General features: G+C 45.1%; 14 protein-coding genes. 4 read left to right on the plus strand and 10 right to left on the minus strand.

Annotated elements, in window-relative coordinates:
- Window positions 1-5: 5 nt before the first annotated feature.
- The 5 genes from ASF99_RS08565 to recU form a co-directional block, all read right to left on the minus strand.
- On the minus strand, window positions 6-566 hold the full coding sequence (locus ASF99_RS08565) for an SLOG family protein (protein ID WP_023468608.1): 561 nt from the start codon (window positions 564-566) through the stop codon (window positions 6-8).
- A complete protein-coding gene (locus ASF99_RS08570; RefSeq protein ID WP_035396853.1) occupies window positions 563-1,768 on the minus strand; it encodes a ribonuclease H-like domain-containing protein in 1,206 nt (401 codons plus the stop codon). Before ASF99_RS08570 ends, ASF99_RS08565 begins: the two co-directional genes overlap by 4 nt.
- The gene (locus ASF99_RS08575) at window positions 1,765-4,029 is read right to left on the minus strand and encodes a DEAD/DEAH box helicase (protein ID WP_023468610.1); all 2,265 of its coding nucleotides are present in this window, start codon (window positions 4,027-4,029) and stop codon (window positions 1,765-1,767) included. The genes ASF99_RS08570 and ASF99_RS08575 overlap by 4 nt, the downstream gene beginning before the upstream one ends.
- Before the next feature lie 103 nt (window positions 4,030-4,132).
- Window positions 4,133-6,769 (minus strand): PBP1A family penicillin-binding protein, encoded by a 2,637-nt coding sequence (locus ASF99_RS08580; RefSeq protein WP_052017100.1) that lies wholly within the window; start codon window positions 6,767-6,769, stop codon window positions 4,133-4,135.
- A gap of 20 nt (window positions 6,770-6,789) precedes the next feature.
- Complete coding sequence (gene recU, locus ASF99_RS08585) at window positions 6,790-7,416, minus strand: Holliday junction resolvase RecU (protein WP_035396916.1); 627 nt, start codon at window positions 7,414-7,416, stop codon at window positions 6,790-6,792.
- Between the two features lie 74 nt (window positions 7,417-7,490).
- Between recU and ASF99_RS08590 the strand changes: the two genes are divergently transcribed.
- The 4 genes from ASF99_RS08590 to ASF99_RS08600 all read left to right on the plus strand — a co-directional run bounded on the left by ASF99_RS08590 (window position 7,491) and on the right by ASF99_RS08600 (window position 9,520).
- Window positions 7,491-7,793: a DUF1798 family protein gene (locus ASF99_RS08590; RefSeq protein WP_023468613.1), complete on the plus strand. Its 303-nt coding sequence runs from the start codon at window positions 7,491-7,493 to the stop codon at window positions 7,791-7,793.
- A gap of 175 nt (window positions 7,794-7,968) precedes the next feature.
- Window positions 7,969-8,100: a hypothetical protein gene (locus ASF99_RS17720; protein WP_268761039.1), complete on the plus strand. Its 132-nt coding sequence runs from the start codon at window positions 7,969-7,971 to the stop codon at window positions 8,098-8,100.
- A 236-nt stretch (window positions 8,101-8,336) separates the two neighbouring features.
- Window positions 8,337-8,537 (plus strand): hypothetical protein, encoded by a 201-nt coding sequence (locus tag ASF99_RS08595; protein ID WP_055968483.1) that lies wholly within the window; start codon window positions 8,337-8,339, stop codon window positions 8,535-8,537.
- 191 nt (window positions 8,538-8,728) lie between these two features.
- Window positions 8,729-9,520 (plus strand): hypothetical protein, encoded by a 792-nt coding sequence (locus ASF99_RS08600; protein WP_055968484.1) that lies wholly within the window; start codon window positions 8,729-8,731, stop codon window positions 9,518-9,520.
- Window positions 9,521-9,559: 39 nt separating this feature from the next.
- On the opposite strand, the gene ASF99_RS08605 is transcribed toward ASF99_RS08600, so the two are convergent.
- The 5 genes from ASF99_RS08605 to ASF99_RS08625 all read right to left on the minus strand — a co-directional run bounded on the left by ASF99_RS08605 (window position 9,560) and on the right by ASF99_RS08625 (window position 12,170).
- Entirely contained in the window at window positions 9,560-10,480 is a 921-nt protein-coding gene (locus ASF99_RS08605) for a M15 family metallopeptidase (protein ID WP_055968486.1), read from the minus strand.
- Window positions 10,481-10,493: 13 nt separating this feature from the next.
- Window positions 10,494-11,012, minus strand: a complete 519-nt coding sequence (locus ASF99_RS08610; protein ID WP_082487109.1) for a phage holin family protein — start codon at window positions 11,010-11,012, stop codon at window positions 10,494-10,496.
- A gap of 100 nt (window positions 11,013-11,112) precedes the next feature.
- Window positions 11,113-11,313 carry a hypothetical protein gene (locus tag ASF99_RS08615; RefSeq protein WP_055968488.1) on the minus strand — a complete coding sequence of 67 codons (201 nt, stop codon included), beginning with the start codon at window positions 11,311-11,313 and terminating at the stop codon, window positions 11,113-11,115.
- Between the two features lie 15 nt (window positions 11,314-11,328).
- Complete coding sequence (locus tag ASF99_RS08620) at window positions 11,329-11,661, minus strand: hypothetical protein (protein WP_055968490.1); 333 nt, start codon at window positions 11,659-11,661, stop codon at window positions 11,329-11,331.
- Window positions 11,662-11,675: 14 nt separating this feature from the next.
- Entirely contained in the window at window positions 11,676-12,170 is a 495-nt protein-coding gene (locus ASF99_RS08625) for a hypothetical protein (RefSeq protein WP_055968492.1), read from the minus strand.

Here is a 12,170-nt window from a genome sequence, read left to right on the forward strand (position 1 = left end):
CCTCTTCACTCCCACTGATCATTGTATTGTAATTCTTGTTCGAGCCAAGATAAATCATCTTGTGTAATTAAAAACAACTGATAATCGGATTGTTCCATTTCTATTCTAGCACGCTCTACTAAAAATTTCGCTGATCCTCCATGTTCTTCATCAAAAACCGACAATAATCCTTGGCTTTTTTGAATCATGAACTCGGTTTTATTACGTAACTGCGATGGATCCGTATACGGTTTCTGGCTGATTGCTTCGACGAAGTCAGCTTGTTCAAGAATGGAAAGGTACTGCGCTTGAACTGGCTCTTTCCAGCGTGCTTCCTGTTCCAAGAACGGCAACAGAATACCGAGACGAATATGGGGATACTCTTCCTTTAATTCAAGTACGACCTCGCATGCCCAGATTTCGCAACCCGGTGAGGCATTCGTGATAAACCACTCTGTGCCTCGATCCTCAATTAAGCGAATCATCCGCTCTCGATATGCTGCCTTTAAGACCCGGATCCCAGGGTGTTTTTGATCAAAGATACCTAGTTCATTGGGTTTATATCCTGTGATGGCGACAACTTTCACACGTCACACTTCCTTTTCAACCGACGTCCTCGATGATCCAGCTCTGCTAAGATTCGTTCTTTTTTCGTAATCAACCAATGATGGCGCTCGACGTGTTGTCGTGCTCGTTCCGTATAATCATAAGCAAGCACCGGATCTTTTGCAATGTGCTCTGCCCACTTCGCAAGCTCGACATACCCTAAATAACTGTCGCTCTTCAAGAAACACTCTCGAGCTTGTTCATGGTTCTTCATTTTTTTATGCAAATATCCTTGACGCAACCATCCTTCTGCTGATAGTTCTTTGACTTGCTGAAAATGAGCGTGTGATCCTTCATGAATTCCGAGATCTGCCAGCCAAATCGCGATGTTTTCTTGAATTGGGGAAGGCGCCTCCGCTCGATGTGTGACGAGTCGGTTGCACGCATCATAGAGTCCGACAAGCGTCAGACAATCATCCAGATGATGTTGCAAGACCCCTGTCATGATATCCGGATGCTGGTGTTCGACGTACTGAAAGTAATGCATCGGCGCCAAAAATCCAGGTAAATCCCCTTCCCGTTCAAATCCGATTCGCTCTTCCATCGCTGTCAATCGATAGGAATCATACATTCCTTTAAAGATTCGTCGCGCGACATGAAGTAAATCGAGATGACCGACTTTCGGCAAACGCGGAACACGTTCCCGAACGAAGACATGACGTGTCTTGATTTGCGGCCAATCAAAACTTTTCCCGTTATAGGTCACAAAGCGGACATCATCTCCGATATCGTGCAGGAAGTGATGGTAAAAGGCAGCTTCAAAGTGCGGATGCGGTAAGAAATATTGTCGCATCAGCAATCCGCCCTGCTCAAAGCGCGCGAACCCGAGTAAAAAGATCGTCGTTCCAGTTCCTCGTAATCCTGTCGTCTCCGTATCAAAGAAAATGACTTGCTCAAGTGGAACATCTAGTGCAAGCGGTGGATGAGGAAGTTGTAAGGACTCATACACTTCAGCAAAGCTTCGGTCTCCATGCCGATCTGTTAATGCATATCGCTTGTCGATCCTGACAATCCACTCTTCTTCGAACGTCAAGATATCGGCCCCACGATCAATCCAGGCTTGCTGTTCGTCAGTCCACCCGATTGGTGTTTTCAGCGTCTCCACTTCAGGAGCGGAAGACACTTGATCCTCCGGTGCGGCGTCTGATGTAGATTTCAGCATACGTCTAAGACGATTTTTCATGATAGTTCCTTCTCCATTTCTGCCAACAACTGAATCGTTCGTTCTTTCTCGTCTGCTACGCCAACCATACCGATACAAGCTGGACAACCGTCCTGACAAGGACATGTGACGATCGAATCACGGGCGGCACGCAACATGACACCACGTTGCTTATAAATCGACTCCGCGAGACCGACACCTCCAGGGTAACGATCATATAGATAAACAGTTGGCTGTTGCGTGTGTGTCGCCTTGACTTGTGGCACGACGAAGACATCACTGGCATCACACATCAAATAAAGCGGCGCGACACGTCTGAGACTATTCGCGACTCCTTCTAACACTTGTTCGAGCTCTGTCGAAGAGCGTGCGTGATCGGGTAACGTGAACCAGACACCTGTCGTATGAATTTCTCGTTCCGGTAAGTGAATCGGACCTGACCCAATGTTCTCATGCGTACCGAACTTAATCTTCTTGAACATCGTCGCCATTCCGCGGACGCTGACATCACCGCGTGCAACACTATATTCTCCCTCTGCATACTGTTCATCTTCTTCGAGCACGGAAAGGTCGACTGAAAAATTAGCATCCGTATAATAATCGACGTCCACGGCACGGACGAACGCTTTTTTCTCTTCGAAATCCAAATGTTCCACTTGGTATTGATCGGCTCCGTGAAGATAGATGGCCTCGTCATGTAACAACGTCATCGCACTAAACGTATCCATTTCACCGATGACTCGATTCGGTACCTCGGTCTGATCAACGATGATGACGTTCTCTTGATCACTCGACCGAAGCGATATTCCATGAGCCGGAAACGCATCGTTCATCCAATAAAATCGATCGCCCCGTTCGTGCAGGACACGCTCTTCGACTAAGTATTCGAGGATATCTTCCGTCTCAAGCGTTCCAAATGATTCGCCTTTCGTAAAAGGCAATTCAAACGCTGCACATTTAACGTGATCAACGGCAATGATCAGATTATCCGGATCAAGTCGGGCTGCTTCCGGGGATTGATTCAAGAATAACTCTGGTCGTTCTGCGACATATTGATCGAGCATACCGGAAGAAGCGACAAGAATGATTAACGCATCATCTTGACGACGTCCCGCGCGTCCTGCTTGTTGCCAAAGCGAAGCAATTGTTCCCGGATAACCATTCATGATACAGACTTGCAGTTGACCGATGTCGACACCAAGTTCGAGAGCGTTCGTCGAGACGATACCGGTGATCTCTCCTTGACGTAACCGTCGTTCGATATCGCGACGCTCACTCGGCAAATAACCGCCCCGGTACCCTTCGATCGATCGCGGACCGAGCTCATGCGGATAGATGCTTCTTAGATACGTCAGTAAGACTTCAACGCGAACGCGTGACCGTGCAAAGACGATCGTTTGGAACTTTTTCTTGATGAAACGCATCGCCAGTTGTTTCGTCTCAAGCGTCGCAGAACGTCGAATGCCGAGTTGTGCGTTGACGATCGGTGGTTGATAGACAAGAAAATGTTTACGTCCTGTTGGCGCACCGTTGTCATCAATCAAACCGACTGTTTTTTCCGTCAGACGTTCTGCCAGTTCCTTGGGATTGGCAATCGTCGCACTCGTCATGATGAAGACGGGATCACTACCATAATACCGACAAATCCGTCGTAAGCGACGAATGACATTGGCGACATGACTACCAAACACGCCACGATAGGTGTGAAGCTCATCGATGACGATATACTTCAAGTTCTCGAACAGTTCGATCCATTTCGTATGGTGTGGTAGGATGCCGGAATGTAGCATATCCGGATTCGTGATGACGATATTACCAGCTTTTCGTACTTTTGTTCGAATCGTCGGTGACGTATCTCCGTCATAGGTAAAACATCGGATCGGCGCCTCTAATTGATCGATCAGTTCAAGTAATTCACTATTTTGATCCTGTGCGAGGGCCTTTGTCGGATAGAGATATAATGCCCGCGCGTTCGGATGCTCGAGCAGGTGCGATAGGACCGGTAAGTTAAAACAATAGGTCTTTCCGGAGGCAGTCGGTGTGACGATGACCGTCGATTCTCCCGCTTGTACACGTTCAAACGCTAACCCTTGGTGACGATACAATTGTGTGATCCCACGTGTGCGAAGGGCTTGTCGTAAACGCTCCGGGAGTCGTTCTGGAAAATCGACATAACGCCCAGCTGTCGCTTCCATCGTTTTCATATACGTAATCCGCTCCATGAACGAGCGGTCCTGTTTCAATTCTTCGAGAAATGCAACGAGCGTTTGTTTCGCTTGCATGCCTTCACTTCCTTCCACTTCTCATTATACAAAAAAAGAGGCAAGACCAAAGAACGAACTACTCGTCTTTGGTCTTGTCTACTTTACAAGTGACGCTCCTTTATTAATCTTCAGAGTCGTCTCCACTGTTATTCGGATTGTTCGGATTGTTGTTTCGTTCCGCTGGTACATTTGAGTTATTTTGAGCATTCGCCCCATCATTCGATGACGGTTCATCCGTCGTCGGCTCGTCCGTTGATGGTTCATCTGTCGTCGGTTCATCCGTCGTCGGTTCGTCCGTCGTCGGCTCGTCCGTTGATGGTTCATCCGTCGTCGGCTCATCCGTCGTCGGTTCATCCGTCGTCGGTTCATCCGTCGTCGGTTCGTCCGTCGTCGGTTCGTCCGTTGTCGGTTCGTCCGTTGTCGGTTCGTCCGTTGTCGGTTCTTCTGCTTCAGGATCCGTGACCGTTACTGTCGTCGAAACCGGACCTGATTTTTCTCCAGAAGCCTTCGCGACGACTTGGAATGTCGAGCGACCTGGCTTCAATCCACTGATCGCAATTCGATTCGTCGAGCTCGTTCCGACTGTCGATGATTGACCATCAGCATCCGTCATTGTCACTTCAAACGAGACATCGTCATACCCATTGGCACGAAGCGCAGCATCATTATAGTTCCAAGTCAGTTCACCGCTCTTTGTGTCTTCATCGTAAGATGCTTGTAATCCAGTCGGAGCGGGTACCGTCTTTTTTTCAACGACAGGTTCCTTCGTCCCTTTCACGTACAATTCGTTTCCGATACTGAGGACAGAACTAGGTTGTTCAAATGGTGCCGGCGTACGATCACGTGTCTTCGTGATGAAATCTTTCCAGATTTGTTGCGCCATCGTACTGTTATACGGACCACTGAGCCCTGCACCATTGTTATTGCCGGACTTCGTAGTTCCTGTCCATACACTGATTGAAACGTCTGATGTGTATCCAGCAAACCAGACATCTTTGTAAGCATTCGTCGTCCCAGTTTTTCCAGCTGCGTCAAACGATAATCCAGCGCTTGGGAACGTACCGCCTGGTTTCAAGACATCACGCAACATGTCCGTCAACATATACGCCGTGTAGTCTTCCATTGCTTTTTTCGATTTGACTGGTGATTTGATTTTTGATCCATCACTGTATTCAATCGATTTGATCAGGTGCGGTTTGATATAATCGCCACCGTTTCCGAGTGTCGCATAAGCCCCAGCCATTTGAGTCGTATTGAAACCATGCTTCATCCCACCAATCGCATAAGCTGGTGAAATCGACTCATCGTCTTCTAATTTCAAACCTGATTTTTCAGCGAATGCTTGAACTGGGTCACCACCGATTTCTTGATACGTTTGGATGGCCGGTGTGTTCGCTGAAATTTTTAACCAGTGGCGTATCGTATTCGTGCCACGGTATCCATCATAATAGTTACCAATCTCTTTTCCATTGACTTCTGTTGGTTTATCCGTCAATTGCTTCGCAGTCGACCATTTATCGTTCTCGATCGCTGGACCATACGCGAAGAATGGTTTTGCGGACGATCCCGGTTGGTGCGGTTCATTTGCGTAGTTTCGTCTCGCTGTTCCCTTACCCGGATTTTTTCCGTCTACGACAGCTAAAATCTCACCCGTTTGTGTATTCACTGCCGAAGCAGCTGTCTCTGCATATTCAGGCATTTTAACGATTTGGTCTTTTTTGATGGCTTCGTTCATATAATCGTGCATCGGTTTATCGATCGATGTATAGATTTTTAAACCTTGACCATAGATGTCTTTTCCTTCCAAGCCAAAATCATCTTCTAACTCTTTTGATACCATATCGAAGATGACACTATCGTAAGATTCATCCTTTGTTGACTTCGGTGCCGGATTGATCAATTTTGAGATTGGCTGCTTCACTGCTTTATCCCGTTGTGCTTCTGTAATGACGCCTGTCGTCTGCATCGCATTGAGTACTTGCGTCTGACGCCATTTCGTTAACTTCGGATCTCCTTTAATTGGATCGTATGCCGTCGGACGCTGTGGGAGTCCTGCGAGCATCGCGGCTTCCGCATAATTCAATTTATTTACAGGCTTATTGAAGTATGCTTTTGAAGCGGTTTGGATGCCAAATGAATTTTGACCATAGTAGTTTTTGTTCAAGTACATCTCTAAAATTTGATCTTTTGTATAGTCCTGTTCTAAACGAATCGCGAGCCATTGCTCTTGGACTTTCCGTGTAATCGTCTTATCAAAAGTCAGGAACGACTGTTTGACGACCTGTTGCGTGATTGTCGAAGCCCCTTCAGAACCAAATCCGTCCGTCACGTTCGCGATGATGGCTCCGCCAAGACGACGGAAATCGATTCCATTGTGCTGATAGAAACGACGGTCCTCAATCGAAATGAATGCGTCCTTGACGACTTCAGGGACTTCATCAATCGAGACGTATTCCCGACTCGTTCCACCTTTCGTAATTTCCTTCTTATTACTTGCGTAAATTTTTAGCGGCAAAGCATCACGTAATTCTGCTTCATCCAGCTCAGGAGCAGTAGCTACGGCATATGCTGCAAAACCGCCACCAATCAGCATCATTAAGATGAATAGACCGGTAGCAATCAGTAATAACTTTTTCCAAAGTGGACCTTTCCCACCGGAACCTCCACCTGACTTTTTCTTTTGGGGACGTTTCGTCCGTTTCATCTTTTTCTCAGATGACTTCGTCTCTTCACGACGTGCGACACGACTTCTTTCCATATGCTATCCTTCTCCTTCAATCAAAAAGTGTCTGAATTGAAATATAGTTCGTCCACTGCCTTTAAATAATCGATGGCAGGGTACGCGCCAGTCTCGACTTTGATACCGTCTCGTTCAATGACCGTCAGCGGAATAGATTTTCGTCCGCTTTCTAGCTGATCCCACCAGGGGAACACGTGCTCGACTGAAAGCACATATTGCACATTATACAGACTGAAACGAATGATGACAAAACAAATTCCTCCATGTTCGACACATTGGCGCATGTGTGCGATTTGATGGGGGTGAAAATTTTTTATCGGGAAGGATGTTTTATTCGTCGTCTCCTTCGCTTCGAAATCAATATATTTTCCGCGATAAACACCGTTATAGTCCGTCGTCGACGGTTGCTTGAAATAGGCTTCCTTGACGACCGCTGCCGACCGTTTTGGATAATCGACTTGGACGATTTGTAACGGAGTGGGTTTCTTGTGAATGATTGCCCGATTATGGGTCAGGTAAAACGTATTACTTTCATTCAATAATTTTTCGAGCGTCATCCCTCGATTCGAAAAGGTCGAATCGGTTGATCGCGCCTTCTTGATTCGGGTTCCATGCGACTCGAGTGGCTTTTGAAATTTTTTCCCGTTCGGGTAATTCAAAACGATTCCCCTCCTATCGCGTTTATTGTACCATGATATGTGATTGTACCGTATCGGCCGAGAGGAGTAGTTAAAAACCAATGACAATTGAACCGTTATTACAAGAGATTGAACGTATTTATCAAGAAGGACGTGCCGGAACCGAATATGACTTCAATCGTGACGTCGTACCGTTCGTTGAACGAGCGGATCAACTGATTGCACAGTGGCAAACGAATGCCCAGGATAGTCCTTACTTACGACCTAGCATGGTCGAAAGCGCCGTGGATCAACTAAAGCAAATTTCCGTTCAAGCATTTCAGCCAAAAACGAGTCTGAAACGCTTCAATGAAACGATTAAATCCGTTCGTTATATCGATCGCTTGATGAATGGTGAAGAATAACGATTAAAAAACAGGAATTATCTTCCTTAAGTCGAACACCTAATCATACGAGAGAATGTTTCTACGGTTTCACTTATCAGGCTATAGCTTTTCAGCCGCCTAGCGTGTAAAGTGGCATCAAGAGCATTTCTTTCGAAAAGACTGTGTAATTATTGTGCAATTGGAGGAGATTCATTTGAACAAACGGGTACAATCGAACGTCAAAGGCGTTGACGTCAAAGGATTTCCTAAGAATTCAACCCCTGCCCCGAAGAAATACATCATGTTCGTCGATGAGACGGGGGTTCGAAATAGCTACTCTATATAATAGGAAGTCACATGAANNNNTCCGCTCTGTTCAGAATCGCTTTTCCGGTTGTTTTCCGATATGTAGCTAGTGTGCAATAAGGTGTGCAATAGAAGGGAAATTTAATGAGTGTGCAATAAGGTGTGCAATGAAAAATTGCACACCTTATTCGTTTTTAAGCGGGGAATACGTGGTAAATACTCATTAATCTGATTAGTGCGCATCAGCTCGTCATGGGAACGGGAGGTCATCTGAGGATGAAGATACTATTGCTCGGAGAGAACCAGTTAGCGATCACAGGAGACGCCACAGAGATTAATCGTGTCATCGAGACGTTGACTGTAGGGAGTCAGGTCGACCTATTGCTCAAGACATCATGCATGAAAAAAATAAACGTGATTCTCCCAAGTAAAAAGGAAGCAATCACGAATGAGCAAGTTACCTTTGTGTTTGATTAAGCGGGAAAGGGGAGGTCCCCTTTCGCGAATTCCAGTCGACTTGAACCGACTTCGCCCGACCTTCCCCTGGATTCCCTTGTGGGAGACTTAAGTATATCATTAAATTACCTTATTTACCCATTTTAATAAGCATTGTATTTTTATGGATATAACATTATGTTTAATTCATTGAAATACATGAGGTGAACACTATGGAGAAAGAAACGATGGAATTAATTACACTATCTATATCTTCTGGAGGTATCTTATTTTCTGCCATTGCAGCATATGCTGCTTTAAAATCAGCTAAAGTCAGTTCTGATCAGTTCAATAATCAAACAGAACGTCAAAAAGTTCTTGAAAATCCAAAAGTAATACCGCTAACAGAAACAATTAATTTTCCTTTTTACGGAATTCATTTTGATTGGGTCAAAAATCGTATCAGCTCTACAAATTATCATTTGGATAGTAGCGAATTTAAAGTAAATCTACTAAACGTAGGTAAAAATTTTGCTCTTGATGTCAATATCGCTTTTGAGTTAGTTGGTGGAATAGACTCTTTTAATTACCACTACCACAATAAAATAACTGATTATCAAATATTTCTCTTAGTAGAAAACTTTGAAGAAGTCGCATTAGCAAACTTAGATGACTTTTATGTAAATGTAATGAACGTTCCTAATTATGCCGATGGCAGAGAATTTGACCCACTTCGTGTTCACACACTGCAACATTTCGAGCCTATTATTCAAGCTGGAGATTCCATCAGCATCTACATACCTCGCTACTTCATTGTCTTGTCTAATGTATATGCTGTCACTAAAAATAGTGAGAAACCATTAAATAAGCCAAAATTATTGATGAGTATAAATTATAAAAATGAAAACTTTGAGATTTCTAAAGAGCAATACATAGTGGAATTTGAAGATGATTCAAATATACAAGGCTTTAATCGAAACATTGTCGGAAACCTCATCTTCAAAAAAAATAAACTCTACCCGTGAAGAAGGTAGAGTTTATTCATATTTAATTGATTGTTTATCTTAAAATAAAGTATTCCAAGTAACACGTCCAACTACTCCATCAACTTCTAATCCTTTCCGCTTTTGATAATTACGGACGCCCTTCGTCGTAGCCGCATCGAATTGACCAGTGGCCGGTACCTTGACCGCATTCTGAATCCGTGTGATGTCTTCCGTCTTCATCCCTTTTGCCCCTTGGTAGAGTGCGACACCTGGGTAGTCGACGATTGCTTCTTTCGCACCGGATGCAGTTGCCGGTTTAGCTGCCGGTTTTTTGACGATCAGTTCTTTCCCTTTGATGATTGTCGTGCCATTCAGCTTGTTCCATTTCTGCAGTTCATCGACCGAGACGTCGAATTTCTTCGCGATACCGATTAAGGTGTCTCCTGCGACGATTCTATGAGTGGACGATTTTCCGGTAACAGGAACACTTGTTACTGGTTTTATGGTACCATTTTTGGTAGTTGGTGGTTTTTTACCCGCTCGAAGTTGTGCAATTGTCAACCCGAACGTGTACTCGAGGTGTGGTGCATCGCGGAATCCCCGCCAATCCCCACCCCACTCGAATCCAAGTTTCTTTGCGATCCGGACGACTTCTTTCCAGTCCGCTTCCCCGTCCCGATCATAGTCCGCGGATTCAGACCACGTGACTTCTTGTCCGCTCGGCGTATAAAGCGCGAAGTCGATCGCGAGTCCATAATTGTGGTTCGAATACCCTCCCGGTGCGTTCGTGACGATTTTCCCGGCTTTCGTACGTCCTTGTGCATACAAGGCGTCCTGTTCTGCTTTCGAACGGTACGCTTGCGTGATACAGACGGGAACGCCCTGGGCATGCGCGAGTTTGACGAGTTGTTTCCCCATCTCGCGGACGACCGGGTTGAGTCCCGGGTCGTCAAGTTTGCGGTTCGCTTTTTCCTGTACGAATTGAAGTGATACGGTCATGGATACGTCCTCCTTATAATGCCTTGTCTTGTTCTTTGTCGTCCTTGACCTCAGCGATACTCAGCTCACTTGAAATCGGCTTCACTTGTTCTTCTTGTGTGGCTGCTGTCTCGATGATCGAGTCGACAGCACGCGGTTCCTTCTCACCTTGCAATTGTGTTAAAGCATCGACCAGCTGTTGCGGCATCGGTACATTCAACAATGCTAGATTCTCTGCGACCGACAAGGCTTCGCGCGCGATATAGTAATACAGGGCTAATGTCCGGATGATCGGTAATCCACCGTTGATCAATTCATCTGCCAATACGGCGATGATGATGACGATGAAGACGATTCCTTTTCGAATGCCACCCCAGAACATCACATCACTGTTGACACGCTTATGTTTATAAGCCGCTAAAAATCCGGTTAAATAATCCACGATCATCAAACACACTAGAATTTTCAATGCAGCGTCCCATCCTCCGAACAATGCCGTCACTACGGTACCTATTACAGCAAATGCACCCTCGATTAAATGATGTGTTCTCATAAATAACCTCTTTCTTAGTTAAAATAAAAGCGCCCTGAAGGACGCTGTGGAGATGTACTATCTTAATGTAAGATGATGCGATTGGCGGGTACGATGGATTTTATTCGGTCGGTACTTCGAGTTGTTGAACTGCTCCGACGATGCAATCTGCATATCCATCTTGATTAAGAATCGCATCGACATCCGGTTTGTATTTTGCATAAATCAATGTGTTGACGAAATACGCCCGATATTTTGCTTGCCCCAATTCGAGTGACTTGTCTGCTTCTGCTTCAATACGACCTGCGATAAATGTAATCATTTTCGTATTCTCCTTTTATCCTAGTAGAGTTGGAATTACGTCTGTCAAAATGTTGTCTAACGTCAATGTGAGTGCTTCATTTTGATTACGAAGTGAACTGTTGTCGTCTTGCAATTCTTTTATTTTTTGTAAAAGCTGATATGCTGGTACAGTTTGTTTAGTTGTACTAGAAGCAGATACAATCCCCTCTTTATTCACTGTGTCCACTGTAATCATGAACTCCAGTTCCATACCAATCTCAAATTGGTCACTCTTTGCAACACTATGACCTTCTTTAATTGGCGAGGGGAGTTTTTCATGGATATGCGTCACAATTTTCGTATCATTTTCATACTCCAAGTAATACATGAAATCACGCTCCTTTATTGAATTACGGTCGGTGCTGGCGGTGCTGTGTACCCGTATTCTACTTTGTAGTCACGTGCGGCTGCGTAACCAATACCATCAGTGTGTTTCAAATATAGTTGGATTAAATCGTTTTTTGAAACGGTGATTAGTTCGGAATAAACTGTATAAGAACCACTTCCCGAAAGACGCTCTGCACCGACCGGGATTCCATTTTTGTAGATTTTACCGGATGAGAAACCCTGCGAACCCGGCATCGACAAACTAAAAGTAACTAAAATTTGTCCGCTGACCGGAACTTTTATTTCTTTGTACTTCGTAAAAGTAGTGTCTCTTGCGGTCACTAAACTGGAAGACGCACCAGACGTCATGAACCCAGTACCAGCAATTGCTGTTGCCGGATCCAATGTTCCAATCACACCGGAGATGTTTACATCTCGTTTGATGTTCTCTGGTTTCAAGTTCGGACTTCTACCTCCATAGTTCCCACCATGATCTCGAATATCTGGCAT

Origin of the sequence: Exiguobacterium sp. Leaf187 (assembly GCF_001423925.1) — a bacterium.
In the GTDB taxonomy this organism is placed as follows: domain Bacteria; phylum Bacillota; class Bacilli; order Exiguobacteriales; family Exiguobacteriaceae; genus Exiguobacterium_A; species Exiguobacterium_A indicum.

What these genes read in the sequence shown, in the direction of transcription:
- ASF99_RS08620 (WP_055968490.1), bottom strand. Translation starts at nt 11,661, where the DNA reads ATGTATTACTTGGAGTATGAAAATGATACGAAAATTGTGACGCATATC.
- ASF99_RS08600 (WP_055968484.1), top strand. Translation starts at nt 8,729, where the DNA reads ATGGAGAAAGAAACGATGGAATTAATTACACTATCTATATCTTCTGGA.
- ASF99_RS08615 (WP_055968488.1), bottom strand. Translation starts at nt 11,313, where the DNA reads ATGATTACATTTATCGCAGGTCGTATTGAAGCAGAAGCAGACAAGTCA.
- ASF99_RS08580 (WP_052017100.1), bottom strand. Translation starts at nt 6,769, where the DNA reads ATGGAAAGAAGTCGTGTCGCACGTCGTGAAGAGACGAAGTCATCTGAG.
- ASF99_RS08625 (WP_055968492.1), bottom strand. Translation starts at nt 12,170, where the DNA reads ATGCCAGATATTCGAGATCATGGTGGGAACTATGGAGGTAGAAGTCCG.
- ASF99_RS08570 (WP_035396853.1), bottom strand. Translation starts at nt 1,768, where the DNA reads ATGAAAAATCGTCTTAGACGTATGCTGAAATCTACATCAGACGCCGCA.
- ASF99_RS08590 (WP_023468613.1), top strand. Translation starts at nt 7,491, where the DNA reads ATGACAATTGAACCGTTATTACAAGAGATTGAACGTATTTATCAAGAA.
- ASF99_RS08605 (WP_055968486.1), bottom strand. Translation starts at nt 10,480, where the DNA reads ATGACCGTATCACTTCAATTCGTACAGGAAAAAGCGAACCGCAAACTT.
- ASF99_RS08610 (WP_082487109.1), bottom strand. Translation starts at nt 11,012, where the DNA reads ATGAGAACACATCATTTAATCGAGGGTGCATTTGCTGTAATAGGTACC.
- ASF99_RS08575 (WP_023468610.1), bottom strand. Translation starts at nt 4,029, where the DNA reads ATGCAAGCGAAACAAACGCTCGTTGCATTTCTCGAAGAATTGAAACAG.
- ASF99_RS08595 (WP_055968483.1), top strand. Translation starts at nt 8,337, where the DNA reads ATGAAGATACTATTGCTCGGAGAGAACCAGTTAGCGATCACAGGAGAC.